The 17736-nt window shown below is 51.0% G+C and carries 17 protein-coding genes; 2 read left to right on the forward strand and 15 right to left on the reverse strand.

Annotated elements, in window-relative coordinates; all coding sequences use genetic code 11:
- Positions 1 to 262: 262 nt before the first annotated feature.
- The 14 genes from EKM83_RS04150 to EKM83_RS04215 all read right to left on the reverse strand — a co-directional run bounded on the left by EKM83_RS04150 (position 263) and on the right by EKM83_RS04215 (position 13165).
- A complete protein-coding gene (locus EKM83_RS04150) occupies positions 263 to 682 on the reverse strand; it encodes a F0F1 ATP synthase subunit epsilon (RefSeq protein ID WP_125575368.1) in 420 nt (139 codons plus the stop codon).
- A 13-nt stretch (positions 683 to 695) separates the two neighbouring features.
- On the reverse strand, positions 696 to 2111 hold the full coding sequence (gene atpD, locus EKM83_RS04155; RefSeq protein ID WP_125575369.1) for a F0F1 ATP synthase subunit beta: 1416 nt from the start codon (positions 2109 to 2111) through the stop codon (positions 696 to 698).
- Positions 2112 to 2133: 22 nt separating this feature from the next.
- Positions 2134 to 3036 (reverse strand): F0F1 ATP synthase subunit gamma, encoded by a 903-nt coding sequence (locus EKM83_RS04160; protein WP_125575370.1) that lies wholly within the window; start codon positions 3034 to 3036, stop codon positions 2134 to 2136.
- 29 nt (positions 3037 to 3065) lie between these two features.
- Positions 3066 to 4604 (reverse strand): F0F1 ATP synthase subunit alpha, encoded by a 1539-nt coding sequence (atpA, locus tag EKM83_RS04165; protein ID WP_125575371.1) that lies wholly within the window; start codon positions 4602 to 4604, stop codon positions 3066 to 3068.
- 30 nt (positions 4605 to 4634) lie between these two features.
- Positions 4635 to 5177 carry an ATP synthase F1 subunit delta gene (gene atpH / locus EKM83_RS04170; protein WP_125575372.1) on the reverse strand — a complete coding sequence of 181 codons (543 nt, stop codon included), beginning with the start codon at positions 5175 to 5177 and terminating at the stop codon, positions 4635 to 4637.
- Complete coding sequence (gene atpF, locus EKM83_RS04175; protein ID WP_125575373.1) at positions 5167 to 5682, reverse strand: F0F1 ATP synthase subunit B; 516 nt, start codon at positions 5680 to 5682, stop codon at positions 5167 to 5169. Before atpF ends, atpH begins: the two co-directional genes overlap by 11 nt.
- 55 nt (positions 5683 to 5737) lie before the next feature.
- Positions 5738 to 5950: a F0F1 ATP synthase subunit C gene (atpE, locus tag EKM83_RS04180; RefSeq protein ID WP_125575374.1), complete on the reverse strand. Its 213-nt coding sequence runs from the start codon at positions 5948 to 5950 to the stop codon at positions 5738 to 5740.
- A 32-nt stretch (positions 5951 to 5982) separates the two neighbouring features.
- Positions 5983 to 6702, reverse strand: coding sequence for a F0F1 ATP synthase subunit A (gene atpB, locus EKM83_RS04185; protein WP_125575375.1), 720 nt, complete (start codon positions 6700 to 6702; stop codon positions 5983 to 5985).
- Between the two features lie 591 nt (positions 6703 to 7293).
- Complete coding sequence (gene upp / locus EKM83_RS04190) at positions 7294 to 7929, reverse strand: uracil phosphoribosyltransferase (RefSeq protein WP_125575376.1); 636 nt, start codon at positions 7927 to 7929, stop codon at positions 7294 to 7296.
- A 96-nt stretch (positions 7930 to 8025) separates the two neighbouring features.
- The gene (glyA, locus tag EKM83_RS04195; RefSeq protein WP_125575377.1) at positions 8026 to 9267 is read right to left on the reverse strand and encodes a serine hydroxymethyltransferase; all 1242 of its coding nucleotides are present in this window, start codon (positions 9265 to 9267) and stop codon (positions 8026 to 8028) included.
- Positions 9268 to 9516: 249 nt separating this feature from the next.
- Positions 9517 to 10533 (reverse strand): L-threonylcarbamoyladenylate synthase, encoded by a 1017-nt coding sequence (locus tag EKM83_RS04200; RefSeq protein WP_125575378.1) that lies wholly within the window; start codon positions 10531 to 10533, stop codon positions 9517 to 9519.
- A gap of 27 nt (positions 10534 to 10560) precedes the next feature.
- Positions 10561 to 11397, reverse strand: coding sequence for a peptide chain release factor N(5)-glutamine methyltransferase (gene prmC, locus EKM83_RS04205; RefSeq protein ID WP_125575379.1), 837 nt, complete (start codon positions 11395 to 11397; stop codon positions 10561 to 10563).
- Positions 11390 to 12475, reverse strand: coding sequence for a peptide chain release factor 1 (gene prfA / locus EKM83_RS04210; protein ID WP_125575380.1), 1086 nt, complete (start codon positions 12473 to 12475; stop codon positions 11390 to 11392). Before prfA ends, prmC begins: the two co-directional genes overlap by 8 nt.
- A gap of 93 nt (positions 12476 to 12568) precedes the next feature.
- Complete coding sequence (locus tag EKM83_RS04215) at positions 12569 to 13165, reverse strand: thymidine kinase (RefSeq protein ID WP_125575381.1); 597 nt, start codon at positions 13163 to 13165, stop codon at positions 12569 to 12571.
- 661 nt (positions 13166 to 13826) lie between these two features.
- Between EKM83_RS04215 and EKM83_RS04220 the strand changes: the two genes are divergently transcribed.
- Both EKM83_RS04220 and EKM83_RS04225 read left to right on the forward strand, forming a co-directional pair.
- Positions 13827 to 15176 carry a Mur ligase family protein gene (locus EKM83_RS04220; protein ID WP_125575382.1) on the forward strand — a complete coding sequence of 450 codons (1350 nt, stop codon included), beginning with the start codon at positions 13827 to 13829 and terminating at the stop codon, positions 15174 to 15176.
- On the forward strand, positions 15173 to 15877 hold the full coding sequence (locus EKM83_RS04225) for a type 1 glutamine amidotransferase (RefSeq protein WP_125575383.1): 705 nt from the start codon (positions 15173 to 15175) through the stop codon (positions 15875 to 15877). Before EKM83_RS04220 ends, EKM83_RS04225 begins: the two co-directional genes overlap by 4 nt.
- Before the next feature lie 727 nt (positions 15878 to 16604).
- On the opposite strand, the gene EKM83_RS04230 is transcribed toward EKM83_RS04225, so the two are convergent.
- The gene (locus EKM83_RS04230; protein ID WP_125575384.1) at positions 16605 to 17642 is read right to left on the reverse strand and encodes a serine hydrolase domain-containing protein; all 1038 of its coding nucleotides are present in this window, start codon (positions 17640 to 17642) and stop codon (positions 16605 to 16607) included.
- Positions 17643 to 17736: the final 94 nt, after the last annotated feature.

A 17736-nucleotide genomic window follows, 5' to 3' on the forward strand; every position in this document is an offset into this window, starting at 1 on the left:
CCACCAAAAAAAGCCGTCAACGCGCCAATCCCTTGTCGCTCTAGTCATTTCGGTGATTTTGTTTAAATTTCTGTCAAATTTAAACGTGAATGTCGTGCTTTTTGACCCAATCCCCCTTTCGCCCCTTCTTTCGGGTAAACTGGAAATCCATCGCATTGATTGTGGTCGTAATCTGGTCCGCCTACCGTCCTACTTTTCAAAAAAAGCGACCATCCACCAACAAAGGTGAATGGTCGCTAGAAACACGCGAACGTATTTTAAATTAGTGCTTAGCCACGTTGATCCGGTTGATTGCTCGCCGCAACGCTACCTCAGCCCGTGCAAGGGAATCGGCATCGTGCGCAGCTTGCGCCTTTTCAATCGTTGCTTTGGCACGTTCCCGGGCACTTTCAGCCCGATTGACGTCAATATCGTCTTGACGTTCCGCACTGTCTGCAACAATGGTCGCCACGTTGTCAGAGAATTCCAAGAAACCACCGTTAACGGCGATTTTATCTTCGTTTTCACCTAACTTGACCCGGGTCTCATCGACTTCCAGAGAAGCGATGAGGGGGACGTGGTTATACATAATCCCAAGTTCACCAATGGTCGTCTTCACAACTAATAAGTCGCTTTTACCTTCGTAAACTTGGCCATCAGGGGTAACGATACTAACAGATAACACTGATTGATTATCAGCCAATTAGAATCCCTCCCTAGTTGTTGGCAACGGCGTCATTCATTTGCTTAGCCTTCGCAACGGCATCTTCAATCGCGCCACAGTTCCGGAAAGCGTCTTCTGGAAGGTCATCGTATTTACCTTCAAGGATTTCCTTGAAGCTTCGGATGGTGTCTTCCAACTTGACGTACTTCCCGTCCATCCCCGTAAACTGTGAAGCCACGGAGAATGGTTGTGACAAGAAGAATTGGATCCGCCGAGCACGGTTAACGATAGTTTGTTCTTCGTCGGATAATTCATCCATCCCTAAGATAGAGATGATATCTTGCAATTCATGGTACCGTTGCAAGACGTGTTGAACTTCCGTCGCCACGTCGTAGTGTTCTTGACCAATGATTTCTGGGGCCAAAGCCGTTGAAGTCGAAGCCAAGGGGTCCACGGCTGGGTAAATCCCTTGTTGCGTCAAAGAACGTTCCAAGTTAGTCGTGGCATCCAAATGGGCGAAAGTCGTGGCAGGAGCAGGGTCGGTATAGTCATCGGCAGGCACGTAAACGGCTTGGATAGAGGTGATTGACCCCTTCTTGGTCGACGTGATCCGTTCCTGTAACTGACCCATTTCAGTAGCCAACGTTGGTTGGTAACCAACGGCTGAAGGAATCCGACCCAACAGGGCAGAAACTTCAGAACCGGCTTGCGTGAACCGGAAAATGTTATCGATGAATAACAGCACGTCTTGGCCCTTAACATCACGGAAGTATTCCGCAATCGTCAAACCGGTCAAGGCAACCCGCATCCGGGCACCAGGAGGTTCGTTCATTTGACCATAAACCATGGCCGTTTGCTTCAGAACCCCGGACCCCTTCATTTCCCAGTACATATCGTTACCTTCACGAGTCCGTTCACCAACACCGGTGAAGACGGAAATCCCGTTATGGCCTTGGGCAATGTTATGAATTAATTCTTGAATTAAAACGGTCTTACCAACACCGGCACCACCGAACAACCCAATCTTCCCACCACGAACGTAAGGTTCAAGTAAGTCAATGACCTTGATACCCGTTTCCAGGATTTCAGTCGTAGGGTTTAATTCGTCATACTTCGGTGCATCACGGTGAATTGGCATCCGTTCTGCGTCTGGTCCAAATTCGGCACCGCCGTCAATTGGATTTCCGAGAACGTTGAACACCCGACCCAGTGTGTCGTCACCGACAGGAACAGAAATAGAAGCACCAGTGTTTTCTACTTCCAGTCCCCGACGAAGACCATCGGTACCGTCCATGGCAATGGTCCGCATAACCCCGTCACCTAATTCCAAGGCAACTTCGGTTACAAGGACACTACCATCATCTTTTTTGATGTTCAGGGCAGTGTTGATGTCAGGTAATTCATCATTCAACGGGAATTCAACGTCGACAACAGGTCCGATAACTTGAACAATTTTACCAGCACTCATTATTCGTTAATTCCTCCCGTCATTAATTATTTAAGGCTTCTTGTCCACCAGTAATTTCGGTGATTTCAGTCGTAATCTGTGCTTGACGTGCACGGTTATAGTGCAGTTGCAGCGTCGCGATTAAATCATCAGCATTATCAGTGGCAGACTGCATCGCGTTGGTACTTGATGCATGTTCGGCCGTCTTTGCGTCCAAGATCGCACCGTAGACCAGGCTTTCCGCGTATTGCGGTAAGACCACTTGGAGCACCGCTTCATCAGAAGGCTCCGTGTCATATTCAGCGGTCAACGGTGTTGCTTGCGTATCCTCTGCCGCGTCAGTCGTCATTGTTTCCTTGTCGACTGGCAACATCTTTTCTGCCCGGAAGCGGGAAGAAATTCGGTTAACAAAATGGTTGTAGCAAACGAAGAGTTCATCGAAGACTTCGTTGTTGAACATCGTAGTGACGGTCTTTACGATTTCCCGAACTTCATTGAATTCAGGGACATCGCTGACCCCACGGTATTCATAAGCCACGTTGACACCCCGGTGCTTGTAGAAATCAGCCCCGGTGCCTCCAACGGCTAACACCATGTAGTCGTCAGGGTTCGGCGTCCGTTCTTTAATGAACGCATTTGCATCCCGTAAGACACTGCTATTGTAGCTCCCAACCATTCCACGATCGGAGGTGATCACTAAATATGCGGTTTTCTTTACTGGACGGTTCGACTGTAGGCTACTTGAGGAATTATCATCCAATAGATGAGACTGCGAAAGATGCATGACGACAGCCTTAACCTTAGAAACATAGTCTTGGTAGCCGACTGCTTGTTTCTGAATCTTATTTAACTTCGCCGTCGAAACCATGTGCATGGCCGCCGTAATTTGGCGGGTCGCTTTCGTGGAATTAATCCGACGTTGAACGTCATGAATTGATTCAGCCATTATTTCTCACCATCCTTCCTTCAAGTATCTTAATCAGCCGCGTTAGCCGAGTCATCGGCCTTGGCAGTTGGTTGGAAAGTCGTGTCGAATTCAGCGATGGCCTTTTCCAGAGAGTCGCCTTCTGGCAAGTTCCCAGTCTTGGTAATCGTGTCTTCGAGGTCTTGGTGACTTGCGTCCATGTAATCAAACAGTTCGTTTTGGTAACGTAAGACGTCAGTCACTTCCAACTTGTCCAAATGACCATGAGTCAAGGCAAACAAGATGATAACTTCCTTAGCAACGGGAACGGATTCGTGTAAGCCTTGCTTTAAGACTTCCACGGTCCGGGCCCCACGTGCTAACCGTGCTTGCGTAGCGGCATCCAAATCAGAACCGAATTGAGCGAAGGATTCCAGTTCACGGTAGGCAGATAAGTCCAACCGTAACGTCCCGGCAACCTTCTTCATGGCTTTGATCTGAGCGTCCCCACCAACCCGAGATACGGAAGTCCCGGCATCCATGGCTGGCCGAATACCTGAATAGAAGGAATCACTGTTCAGGAAGATCTGACCATCGGTGATGGAAATAACGTTGGTTGGAATGTAGGCAGAAACGTCCCCGGCCTTGGTTTCAATGACAGGTAAGGCCGTCATCGAACCGCCACCAAGTTCATCGTTCAACTTAGCTGCCCGTTCCAATAAACGAGAGTGGGTGTAGAAAATATCACCAGGGTAAGCTTCACGACCTGGCGCACGCCGCAGAATCAAGGAAAGTTCACGGTAGGCATCGGCTTGCTTGGTTAAATCATCGTAGACGATCAACACGTGCTTGCCGTTGAACATGAACTCTTCACCCATCGCTGCACCGGCGTAAGGCGCGATGTACAGCATTGGGGCTGGTTCGGAAGGGCTGGCGGTAACAACGATCGTGTAGTCCATAGCGCCAAATTTCTCCAGCGTTTGCACTTGTGACCGCACCGTAGAAGCCTTCTGACCAATTGCGACGTAGATACAAATCATATCTTGGTCTTTTTGGTTAATGATCGTGTCGATGGCGATTGAGGACTTCCCAGTCTTCCGGTCACCAATGATCAATTCACGTTGGCCACGACCAATTGGAACTAAGGCATCAATGGCCTTGATCCCGGTTTGCAGAGGTTCACTAACCCCTTGCCGGTCCATAACCCCTGGTGCTTTATGTTCAATTGGCCGCGTCTTGTCCGTGGAAATGTCCCCTTTACCGTCAATTGGTTGACCTAATGGGTTAACAACCCGGCCAATTAATTGATCGCCAACGGGAACTTCCATGATTCGGCCAGTCCGCTTAACCGTATCGCCTTCAGTGATTCCAGTGAAATCACCCAAGATAACGATACCAACATCACTGGCTTCGAGGTTTTGGACCATTCCATAAACCCCGTTGTCAAATAACAGTAACTCACCTTGCAAAGCGTTGTTCAGACCGTGGGCCCGAGCGACACCATCACCAACGTAAGTAACCGTACCAGTTTCTTCAACTGAGATTTCATCCTTGTAGCTTTCTAATTGTTGTTTAATTAGAGCACTGATTTCCTCAGCTTTAATGCTCATGAAAGTTTCACCTCTTTATCACCGAATTCGTTATGCTAGCAGTTGCTGCCGTAAACGATTAATTTTAGTTCGTAAGCTACCATCGAGAACCGTGTCTGCGGCCTTGATAATAACTCCACCAATCACAGCAGGGTCAACCTTGCTGCTCAAGATGACCTTCTTTGCCCCAACGCGCTTAGCGTAAACGGTCTCGATCTGTGACTTCTGTTCAGCCGTCAATTCGACTGCCGTCGTCACTTCAGCATAGACCGTGTCATGGGCATCGTCATACAGCTTTTGGAAAGCGTCGATAATATCGACAAGGTTTTCCATCCGACCGTAATCGTAGGCCATTTGAATCAGGTTTTTGATATACGGTGAGGCTTGCTTCAACAATGGTTGGAGCAAAGCTTCGCGTTCAGCAACCTGCAGGCTAGCGTCTGAGAGCATCGTGCTCAACTGTGGGTTGTCCTGGAAGATACGCCGAAGTTCCTCTAGCTCTGTGTAGCCTGACTCCAGTTGGTCTTTTTCGGACAACAAATCAAATAATGCTTTGGAGTAGCGCTTTGCTACCGTTGCCCTATTAAGACTCATGTTGCTTCCCCAACCCTTCGATATAAGAATCAATTAATGCCTTTTGGTCGTCACCTTTTAATTCTCGTTGAATGATCTTGGAAGCAATCTCAATAGATAGGTCCGCCACATCGTTACGGGCATTGGACAGCGCGTCTTGACGCTCCTGTTCGATATCCTTTTGGGCATTTTGCTTCATCGTTTGAACATCTGCTTGGGCTTGGTTCACGATTTGTTCGCGTTGTTGTTGACCGTTAGTCTTTGCATCGCTGACAATCGTTTGGGCCTCAGAACGAGAATTTGCTAATGCTGCTTGGCGCTTTTGCACCAGGTCGGCAGCATCGTTACGGGACTTTTCGGCAGAATCAATATCATTACTGATCTTGTCAGCCCGGTCTTGCATCATCTTCGTGACTGGACCCCACGCCACAACCTTAATGATCCACATCAACAGTAAGAACGTGACAATGTAGAACAGAGAATCTCCAAAGTAAAGCGACTGACCAATTACTAAATGTGAGAGCATCTATTGACACCTCCTTTTGCTATCAGATATTTAAAACTAAACCGGTTCATTGTTACTACTTGTTCATAACCATCAAAGCAACAACGAAGGAAATGATAGGCATGGCTTCAACCAGCCCAACACCGATAAACATGTTCGTCCGTAATTGACCTGATAATTCAGGTTGACGAACCATACCTTCTAGCATCTTGGAAATAACGATACCATCACCGATACCCCCACCGACGGCGGCACCAAACATAGCAATACCAGCTGCAATAGCTCCCATAATCTTTGTTTCCTCCTTAAATTAGATAAAACTTATTCCTCGACTTCTAGCTTTTGAGAAATATAAACTGATGACAACGTGACGAAAACGAACGCTTGGATAGCCCCCAAGAACGCGGAGAACCCTTGCCAAGCCATTTCGATCGGCACCGCAACGATCATCGTTGCAATACCATGTGAAGCTGCCAGATCCCAGATTACCCCTAATAGCATTTCACCAGAGAAGATAACCCCGAAGATACGGAGACCCAACGTCAGAAAGTTCGTGAATTCCTCAAAGATACTAATCGGAAGCCAGAACACGAAAGGTTTCAGGTAGTTTGTGAAGTGACGCTTATACCCTAATTTCCAAACACCAGCAAATTGGGCAATCATCATCGTCATTAACGAGAACGTTAATGTTGTCAGCGGGTCCGACGTTGGACTGCGAACAATCGTCGCACCCCCACGGGTCGCTACTTGGATGAATAACCCCAATTCGTTAGACAGGAAGAGAAATAGGAATAACGTGAATCCCCACAAGCCAAACTTACCGACATCGCCGGCTGGAATGGACCCCTTCAAAATTCCGTTGGTAAAATCAATTAGCCACTCCAAAAAGTTTTGCCCCTTGGTAGGCTTCATGGCCAATTTTCTGGAAGTGAAAAAAATGACTGCCACCATCAGCACAAATACGACTAGGCCGGATACAACGTTGGCAGTACTAAAAGTCAGTCCCAGAAATTGGAAGGTTGAAACTGGATCACCATTCACCGAATATCACCTCTTTTCCACACTATATGAACGCATTTCTCTGTTAAATTCCTCACTCATGTCAGGCAATTTTGTAAGAAAAGCGGAATAGTGAACGAAGCGAGCGCTCCATTCAAATACACTGGAAATGATACCACCAATCTAGATAAAAGACAAAACAATTTTTCACAGGATAAACATTCCTGTGAGTAAGATTAAAATCCAGGTCTCGAAAGGGTTGTTATCGGTTTCACAGTATACTTGCGTGCGCACTCGCCACGATAAAAATTTTTAGTCAACTTTCACGATCATTGCCCCAAAAATCTACTTCAGATCCACTGAGCAAGCTCTCGTAACAGCCGCCTAAAATGACGCTAAACAGACGTCCATTGGTCACCTGGCTTATCACCTAGTTAGTGACATGAAATGCCCAGGAGCGTCTATTATGAGCCTTGACGGCTACTTAGCTACGTGTCCTGACCTAGCCACGTAACACACTGATGGTCACCCGGACCAGCGCAGTAAAGTTAGCCGCCACCTCACACGGCAATGGTATGTTCCATTTCCTAACAAAGAAGAGACTCGACCATCACGGCCGAATCTCTTTAACGTTTACTTCGTTCCAAACAAACGGTCACCGGCATCACCGAGACCTGGCACAATGTAGCCATCTTCGTTCAGATGATCATCTAACGCTGCCGTGTAAATATCAACGTCGGGTTGGGCTTCACGTAAAGCCTTGACCCCTTCTGGTGCGGAAACCAGGCAAACAAACTTCATGTTCTTTGGATCAGCGCCACGCTTTTCCAAAGCTTCGATGGCCATCATGGCTGAACCACCAGTTGCCAACATTGGGTCAACGATAAAGATTTGCCGTTGGTCAATGTCTGAAGGCATCTTCACGAAGTATTCATGAGGCTGTAAGGTCGTCTCGTCACGATACATCCCGATGTGACCGACTTTAGCAGCTGGAATCAATTCCAAAATACCATCAACCATACCGATACCGGCACGTAAGATTGGTACAATGGCGACCTTTTTACCAGAGAGTTCCTTGGCAGTCATCTTGCCCATTGGTGTTTCGATTTCCTTATCTTTCAAAGGCATATCGCGCGAAACTTCGTAGGCCATTAAGGTCGAGATTTCGTTGACAACCTCCCGAAAACTGCGGGTCCCACAGTCTTTGTTCCGGATAATCGTCAGTTTGTGTTGAATCAACGGGTGGTCAAGTACTTGAAACTTCCCCATGAATGAGCGCTCCTTTATGATTTCTTACAATTGTACCATGAATTTCCGCTACCAAAACGGTTAATTTCAAATGAAAACGTTTTTACAATAAATTTTTTAGTCCAACGCTGATAAAGGGTGGGCACTGGTCAGCTCATGGACCCGTTGCCGCACGTCTGCCAAGACTTTTTCATCGGTTGGGTTCAGTAACGTCTTAACGATCAGCCGGGCCACTTCCCGTGATTCGTCGGCGTTGAATCCACGCGTCGTGATGGCTGGCGTTCCCAGTCGAATACCAGACGTCTTGAACGGGCTCAACGTTTCGTTAGGGATGGCTTCCTTGTTGGTCGTGATCATCACGCTGTCCAGCAATTCTTGGGCTTGTTTCCCGTTGAGGTCCGTTGCGGATAAGTCGAGCGTCATCAAGTGGTTATCCGTCCCGCCGGAAACGACCCGAACCTGCGGCAATTGGTTGAACTCGTCGGCCATGGCGTGGGCGTTGGCAATGATTTGCTTGCCATAATCGGTGAATGCCGGTTGGAGGTCTTCAAAGAACGCCGCAGCCTTACCCGCAATCACGTGTTCCAACGGCCCACCCTGGGTACCAGGGAAGACGGCTGAGTTGATGCGCTTGGCATTTTCAGCTTGGGATAAGATCATCCCGCCCCGTGGTCCGCGCAGCGTCTTGTGCGTCGTCGTGGTGACCACGTCGGCGATGCCCACTGGACTGGGGTGCAAACCAGCGGCGACTAACCCAGCAATGTGGGCCATGTCGACCATCAAATAGGCACCGACTTCATCCGCAATGTCGCGGAAGGCTTGCCAGTCAATGAACCGGGAGTATGCAGAGGCCCCGGCAACGATCAGTTGTGGCTTGACCTTACGCGCTAAGTCGCGAATCATGTCGTAGTCCAGGAGTTCAGTGTCCGGGTTCAACGCATAGCTGTAGGCGTTGTACAACTTACCGGAGAAGTTGACCTTGGCACCATGGGTCAAATGGCCCCCAGCATCCAGGCCCATCCCCAAGATGGTGTCTCCAGGCTTCAAAAATGCCGCATAGACGGCCTGGTTAGCCTGAGAGCCAGAGTGGGGCTGTACGTTGGCGTATTCCGCGTTAAACAGCTTCTTAGCCCGGTCAATGGCCAGTTGTTCGACCACGTCGATATACTGCGTGCCCCCGTAATAACGTTTGCCCGGGTACCCTTCTGCATACTTGTTCGTTAATACGGACCCTTGGGCCGTCCGCACGGCTTCACTGACGATATTTTCTGAAGCGATCAATTCAATGGTTTCTTCTTGACGGTCTTCTTCTTTGGCAATAGCGCCCCATAATTCTGGATCTTTTTCTTTGAAATTCACTGGCAATTCCCCCTGAACTGTAATTGGTCCTATTTTACCAAATTTTTCGGGCCAGTGGGACTACTTCGCATTATTTATTATTTTATAAAACGCCGACCTGACCAGCTAATTGTTGACTGCTGATAACGACAATGTTTTTACCCACTGCGGTTGGCAAACCCAATTACCAGCGACGGCCAGCCTCACCCGCGTCACCTCAAAGATTTTGGCCAAAATAAAAAGACCGGAAAAACTTCCAGTCTCCAAAACTTATTTTTCAAAATGTTGTTGGCCAGCTGACTTATTCAACCGGTTCATGTAAGCCGCACCTAAACCCGTAGCCGCAAAACCTTGGGCCAGGATACCCGTCACAGGTGATTCCAGGTCAAAGTGCCGCAAGCCGGCAAACAACCGGTGGCTGGCACTAGCCATGTCGGCGCCTAACGAGAAGGCCTCCGTGTTGGCTGGCAACGTTTCGTTAGCCAACGTGTGGTCCAACGCCATCACCCCAATGGTGCCAGACTGTTGAGCCGCCCACGCGAGTGCTGCCGGCCAGTCCGCTTCGTCATCCACGATGGTGACCTGCGCATTGGGTGCGTAGTGCTTGTATTTCATCCCCGGTGCCTTAGGAATCTCACCCTTGCCCACCTTGTGATGGTTCGACTGCACCGGCCCAATCACAGCGGCCAGCTGCTCTTCGGTCACGCCACCCGGACGTAAAATCGTCGGAATGTCCGTGGACATATCCAAGACCGTCGATTCAACCCCCACCTTGGTCGGCCCATCATCCAAGATACCGGCAATCTTGCCGTTCAAATCATGGTAAACGTGCTTGGCCAGCGTCGGACTGGGTTTACCTGACGTGTTGGCGGACGGCCCGACTAGTGGTACCCCGGCTGCCTTGATCAGGTCTAACGTGACTTGATTAGCGGGATTACGAAAGGCCGCCGTATCCAAGCCCCCGGTGACAGCCTTGGAGAAGGCCCCCGGTTGGAGCTTGAAAATCAACGTCAACGGCCCCGGCCAAAACGCCTTGATCAGCGCCTCCGCCTTGTCTGACAACGGCTGGGCGTATTGCTTGACCGTGTCTTCGCCCGTCACGTGCACGATCAAGGGATTGTCACTTGGCCGCCCTTTGGCCAAATAGACCTGCTTGACCGCTGCTTCGTTCGTCGCATCGGCACCCAGCCCGTAGACCGTTTCCGTGGGGAAGGCCACGAGTTGGCCGGCCTGAATCGCCGCAGCCGCAGCCGCGATTTCAGTTGGTTGAAAAATCTTGGTTTCCATAACTATTCTCTAATCTCCCATCTAAATTCACAATTGCACGCGGACCATGCGATCATGGCCGTTGATGTCCGCCTTGATAGTCACCGTCGCCTGGGGCAGTGCCGTTGCAAATAACTGACGAACCGCTGGCCCCTGTTGGTACCCGATTTCCGCAAAGAACTGGCCGTGTGGCGCCAAATAATCGCCTAATGACTGGGCGAAACGTTGGTAAAACGCCAGACCGTGGTTCGCCGCAAACAGTGCCGTTGCTGGTTCAAAGCGTTTGACCGAATCGTCCATCACGGCAAGCTCATTGTGGTCAATGTAAGGCGGATTGGACACGATCACGTCGAATCGTTGACCAGCTACTGGGGCCAAGAGGTCGCCCACCGCAAACGTCACGGCTGTCCCCAACGCCTGAGCATTGGTTTTGGCGACTGCCACCGCTTCCGCCGAAATATCCGTGGCCGTCACGTCCCAAGTCGGTCGTTCCGCCTTTAAGGTGACGGCAATCGCCCCGCTACCCGTCCCCACGTCTAAGACGCGTTGCGGTGTCGCGGGCAATTGTAACAGCCACTCGACCAATTCCTCGGTCTCAGGCCGGGGGATCAGCGTCGCCGGAGTCACGTGAAACTCGCGACCGTAAAACGGCGCGTGGCCCAAAACGTATTGCGCCGGTTCACCGGTACAAACGCGGTCCACCTGTTGTTGGTAAACAACTAATTGGTCAGCGGATAGCGGTTCACGGTAGTGTTGGACCAATTGGGTAAAGGACCAGCCTTGCCCTTCCTGCATTAAGTAGGTGGCAACGCTGGTCTCCTGGCCGGCCGCCGCGAGTTGGTGCTCGGCGGCCTTTAACGCCATCAAAGTGGTGGTATTAGCCATTATTCTTTAAGTCTTCTAGTTTGGCCGCTTGATCGGACAGAATCAAGGCATCAATGATGTCGTCTAATTCCCCGTTCATGACCCGGTCCAACTTGTTCAACGTCAAGCCGATACGGTGATCCGTCACCCGGTTTTGTGGGTAGTTGTAAGTCCGGATCCGTTCGGAACGATCCCCGGTCCCCACGGCCGACTTCCGTTCAGCGTTGTAGGCGTCTTCTTCTTGTTGCTTGTAGTAGTCGTAGACCCGGGCCCGTAAAATGGTCATGGCCTTAGCCCGGTTTTGTTGCTGCGACCGTTCATCTTGCATGGCGACCACGATTCCAGTTGGCAAGTGGGTCATCCGCACGGCCGAAGAGGTCTTGTTGATGTGTTGCCCACCGGCACCAGAGGAACGGTAAACGTCGGTCCGAATATCCTTCGGGTCGATGTCGATATCGACGTCTTCTTCTTCAGGCATCACGCCGACTGTGGCGGTACTGGTATGGACCCGGCCAGCGGATTCCGTGGCGGGAACCCGTTGGACCCGGTGCGCGCCGTTTTCATACTTGAGCTTGGAGTAGACCTTGTCGCCAGTGATCATCAAGACGATTTCCTTGAAACCACCGACTTCAGTCGCGTTTTCGTCGACGATTTCGATCTTCCAACCTTGGCGTTCAGCGTACTTGGAGTACATGCTAAAGAGGTCCGCCGCAAATAAGCTGGCTTCGTCCCCACCAGCGGCCCCGTGGATTTCCATGATGATGTTCTTGTCATCGTTCGGATCCTTAGGCAACAGTAAGACCTTGATGTCGTCTTCGAGTTTTTCCTTTTGGGCCGTTAAGTCCTTGAGCTCTTCTTTGACCATGGCGTCCATGTCATCGTCGAGCTTTTCCCGGAGCATCTCGTCGTCATCCGCAATTTGCTTGGTGACGTCTTGGTATTGGTGGTACTTGTCCACCGTTTCCCGTAGCTCCCCTTCTTCTTTGGACAGCTTCATGAATTTCTGCGTGTCCGCGATGACTTCGGGGTCACTGATCAATTCATTGAGCTCGTCGTAGCGGTCGGCTACAGCTTGGAGCTTGTCAAACATTTCATCCATTCGATTTAACCTCGTTTCAAAATTAACTTACGTCAGGCAAGACGGTCTTCTCACCGCCTTGCAACCTGTTGCGTCGCGTCGGCTTTGCTCAGCCTACTTTGGCCGCGACTTACCAATCTGATCCAATGGTGGGTTGAAATAGTGGCGCCGGCAGACGGGATAATACGCCTCGTTGCCGCCAATCTGAACCTGTTCACCCTCGTAAACCGGCCGATTATCATGGAACCGCAGATTCATGATGGCCTTCTTGGTGCAGAACCAGCAAATGGTCTTCATTTCCTCGATCTTGTCCGCGTAAAGCAAGAGGTACTTGGACCCTTCAAACAGTTCGTTCTTGAAATCATTCTTCAGGCCAAAAGTCATGACCGGAATGTGGAGGTCATCGACTACCTTGGCCAATTGAAACACATGGTCTTTGGTCATGAACTGTGCTTCGTCGATCAACACACAGTTGGCCTGCGCATCAATGCGTTGCACCTCATCGTAGAGGTTGGTTTCCTTAAAAATGGGATGAGCCGTGCGTTTCAAGCCAATCCGACTTGAGACGTGGCCGACCCCATCTCTGGTATCCAAGCCACTGGTCATGATGATGACCCGCTTGCCCTGTTCCTCATAGTTATGGGCGACCTTTAAGATTTCAATGGTCTTCCCGCTATTCATTGCGCCGTACCGAAAAAATAGCTGCGCCACGTTGCTCCCACCTTTTTGACAGTTTCTATCTATTATAGCCGATTACGCTAGAAAATTCGACTGTCGCGGCCAATTGGTGATAGATTTCTTCCACGAAACCGTTACCAACTGGATGGTCACTGACTCGTTGCGGAAATGGACCGCCTTACCGTTCGCGAAATAGGCGCTGGAACGCGGTGGGCAGGACCGGCCTGAGCCAAAGTACGGTCTCAGGCCTCGCTGGGAACCGAACCCCGCGTTTCCCAGACGCCATTTTCTAAGCAGAACACTTAGAAAATCCCACGGCTGAGCGCCTATTTCGCTTCACTCTCGGCTACATCAGTCTTTGCCAAACCCAATCACTCGGCCCGTAGGCATCAGTTTGCTCGACCATAGTTACCTGATAATCTCAGCCCATGTCATTATCAACCATAGCGTGACCAGTAAGCCATGGTGCAACGCCCCAGACTTAAGACCCAGTCGGTTAGTTGCTGACAATGTTCCACGTAGACAAGAGTCCGCCAGCCCCACCCAACTTGTCAGCTAACCAGCCCAACTCCTTGCGATTTGGGAAAGTTCAAGCAGAGTGCTCCCTTTCAGGCGGAAAAAATGCTAAAATTAAGGCTTGAATATTAAGGAAACCGACATTAAAAAATCTTGTCGCGATTAAGGAGCGAATTGCATGTCATTCAGAAGCGGCGTTGCCACCTTCGCGGGGAAATCCTCTTACTGGTTTCTCCACACGTTTCTACACGGGGGAAGTTCTCTCCCCGGAAAAATTACGTTAAAACTCGATCCCAACATTTTGCGGACCTTGGGCGCCAAGTATGACGTCATCGTTATCACGGGCACTAACGGGAAGACGCTGACCACGGCATTAACGGTCTCCGTGCTCCACGAAAAGTATCCCGATATTTTGACGAATCCCACCGGTTCTAACATGGAACAAGGAATCGTCACCACCTTCTTAAACGCCAAGAACCCCAAAACTGGCCGGCCACTGGCGGTTTTGGAAGTCGATGAGGCCAACGTTATCAAGGTGACCCAATATATTGAACCAAAAGCCTTTGTGTTCACGAACATTTTTCGGGACCAAATGGATCGCTACGGAGAAATTTACACCACTTATCAAAAGATTCTCGATGGCGTGGCGCTGGCACCGAACGCAACCATCATTGCCAACGGCGACTCACCGATTTTCCATTCCAAGGAATTGCCTAACCCGATTCAGTATTACGGGTTTGACGACCAGCCCGACGGCGACTTCAAAGCCAAGCCCAACACGGATGGTGTGTTGTGCCCCAACTGTGAGCACATCTTGCATTACCACTCCCTGACCTACAGTAACCAAGGCAAGTATTTCTGCCCGAACTGTGGGTTCTCGCGGCCTGAGCTGACTTATCGACTGACTAAATTGGGCGAGCAAACGCCGACATCTTCGAAATTTGAAATCGACGGCCACCCCTTCAAGATTCAGGTCGGTGGGACCTACAACATCTACAACGCCCTCGCGGCTTACGCGGTGGGTCGGTTCATGGGCGTGACGCCAGAACAAGTCAGTGACGCCTTCAACGCCAACCAACAGGTCTTCGGCCGCCAAGAAGTCATCAACGTGGATGGCAAGCGCGTGACCATTATTCTGGTCAAGAACCCCGTCGGCTTGGACCAAGTGCTACACATGATTGGCACCGACACCCATCCATTTTCACTGGTGGGTCTGCTCAACGCCAACTATGCGGATGGCATCGATACCAGCTGGATTTGGGACGGCGACTTTGAACAATTGGCCGACCGGGATATTCCAACGGTCATCACCGGGGGCGAACGCTACAAGGACATCACGTTCCGGTTGAAGGTCGCGGGGATCCCTGACGACCGTCACATCGTTGAACCCAATTTGGAAAAAGTCGTCGAGGAAATCAAGAAGGTCTCGACCGACCGCGTTTACGTGCTGGCGACCTACACTGCCATGCTACAAATGCGTAAAATTTTAGCTGATAAAGGCTACGTCAAGGAGGGACTCGGTCTATGAGTTACGAATTAAACGTCGCCCACCTGTACGGCGACTTGATGAACACTTACGGTGACGTTGGTAATATTTTGGCGTTGAACTACTATGCTAAGCAAATGGATGTCACCTTAAACGTCAAGGTAGTCAGCCTGGAGGAAGACTTTCACGCCGCCGACTACGATTTGGCTTTCTTCGGCGGTGGCCAAGACTTTGAACAGACTATCGTATCCCAGGATATCCAAACCAAGAAGGCCGAACTGATCAAATTCATTGAATCTGACGGTCCCCTGTTGGCTATCTGTGGTGGTTTCCAATTACTGGGCCATTACTACATCGGCGCGGACGGCGAAAAGTTGCCGGGTATCGGTGCGTTGGACCACTACACACTGGCTCAAGACCACAACCGCTTCATCGGTGACATCGTCATCAAGAACCAAGAGACCGGCGAAACCTACCACGGATTTGAAAACCATCAAGGGTTGACCTACCTGGGCAAGGGCGAACGGCCCCTGGGTAACGTCGTTTCTGGTAAAGGCAACAACGGCGAAGATGGCACGGAAGGTGCTATTTACAAGAACGTCTACTGTTCTTACTTCCACGGCCCAATTTTGACGCGTAACGGCGACATCGCCAAGCACCTACTGGTGGCCGCTTTGAAGCGTAAATATCCGGACGCCGACTTCAGCCAACAAGAAGCCCTGCCGATTCCGGCAACGTTCTAGCCAAACTGCACCTATTCTGAAAACAAAAGAAGTTCCCATCGCAATGGTCAAGTAGACATTTGCGGTGGGAACTTTTATTTTCTAAAGGTTGAAAGTTGAATTAATGTCTTGACTCCCGAAACGACAGCGTTTTGTCCACCAGAACTAGTGAAACCCGGGCCTGCGTCAGCCAGGGTTCCGCCTGCTCTGGGGAACACCTCCAGCCTGAGAAACGGTCTTCCGGTTCGCTTGAAAGCCTGGCCAAAACCGCCAGTCTCCCAAGTCGCCCCACGCTGTAGGCTGAGACAAAACCTCAGCCAACCCCGTCGTCACAGCTGGCTCCACCCTGGCTGCCTCCGGCGGGGTTGGCGATTATCAGCAAGATGGCGTTAGTTAAAGACTAGTTGCCAAAACAGCTGCTACCTGGGGCTAAGCCGACTTTTACTGGCAAGCACTTCTGTAGCCGAGAGTCCGCCAACTATGGGTTCAGCCGTGGGAGTTGCCTTAGTGGCATGGGGTTCATGCCGCTTAGGCAACTGGCGTCTTTGAGACGCGGGCTTTCGGCTCAAAGCGAGGCCGAGACCGTCCCTCAGGCTCGGTCCGGTCCGCCCACCGCGTTCCAACCCATAGTTGGCGGACGGTAGGCGGCCAGCGCAAACTACGAAGCTGTAAACGACTAATTCTTAAGCCATGAGTCGCGTGGTGACAATGCTTCTAGCTGATTTTCATCTTTCAACCTTCAGTTATTTTACGAAAAATCATGATTGGCGTAGCGACTCTTCTCCGCCAGATACGTGCCAATGACCGCGTTACGCTGGTCTAGGTACGGTTCGTTAGGCGCTACGGGATGGACGCGGTTCGTCAAGAAGACCATCGCTTGCTGGGCTGCCTGGTCGATAACCAAATACGTACCGGTAAAGCCGGAATGCCAGATGACCCGATGAGCTTGCGGCCACTGCGTTGCGGTCAGCGCCCAGCCTAATGAACGGCCTGCCCGACCATCCGGTGTCCAGTCGTTGGTTAGCTGATTGACATAGCGCGGCGGCAGCACGGCGGGAACCGTTTCCGGATGACAGTATGCCTGACAGAACCGGATCAGGTCGTCGATGGTGCTGAACAATCCCGCGGACCCGCATCGGCGCTGCAATACGTAGCCCTTGGGATCATGGACTTCGCCGCGAACCAGCCCTCGCGTCACGGTCACCGCCGTAGGGATACAGGCCGCCGGATCACTGGGGGTAAACGTACTGTGGGTCATCCCCAGTGGCGTCAACACGCGCTGTTGCACGGCCGCCTGAATCGGTTCGCCCAAGATTTGTTCAACGATCCAGCCCAGGAAAATGTAGTTGACGTCAGCGTAGACCATTTTTCGTCCAAAGGTCGGTCCCACGTGCAAATGCAACAGAGCGTGGGTCAACGCCGGGGCGTCCAGCTGGTTGCGGTTGGGGATGTAGCCCGTAATGCCTGACGTGTGGGTGAGTAGATGCCGTACCGTTACCCGTTTATCCTGCCACTCCGGCAAGTAGTCGTGAACCCGGTCGGTCAACCGTAATCGGCCCGTGGCCAATAGCTGTAAGACCACACTCAACGTTCCCACGACTTTGGTCAGCGAGGCCACATCGTACAGCATTCCCGGCCGCAGTGGTTCCGTATGGGGCACAATGGCGGCGACACCATACTGTCCCGTTTCCACCCGGTCGCCGTCGATCAAAGCAAAGCTCACCCCGGGTACCACTTTTTCTGCGACCAGCCGCTTGAGGGCCGCTTTCGTTTCTACATACGCCATGGACCGCACCTCTCTCTTTCTCTGTCCCCATTGTACCCATCCCGCCTGGCAAATGGCAATTCAAGATTGTCTTAAACTCGTAGTTGGCAATCCT

This window comes from Levilactobacillus angrenensis, assembly GCF_003946085.1.
Classification (GTDB): domain Bacteria; phylum Bacillota; class Bacilli; order Lactobacillales; family Lactobacillaceae; genus Levilactobacillus; species Levilactobacillus angrenensis.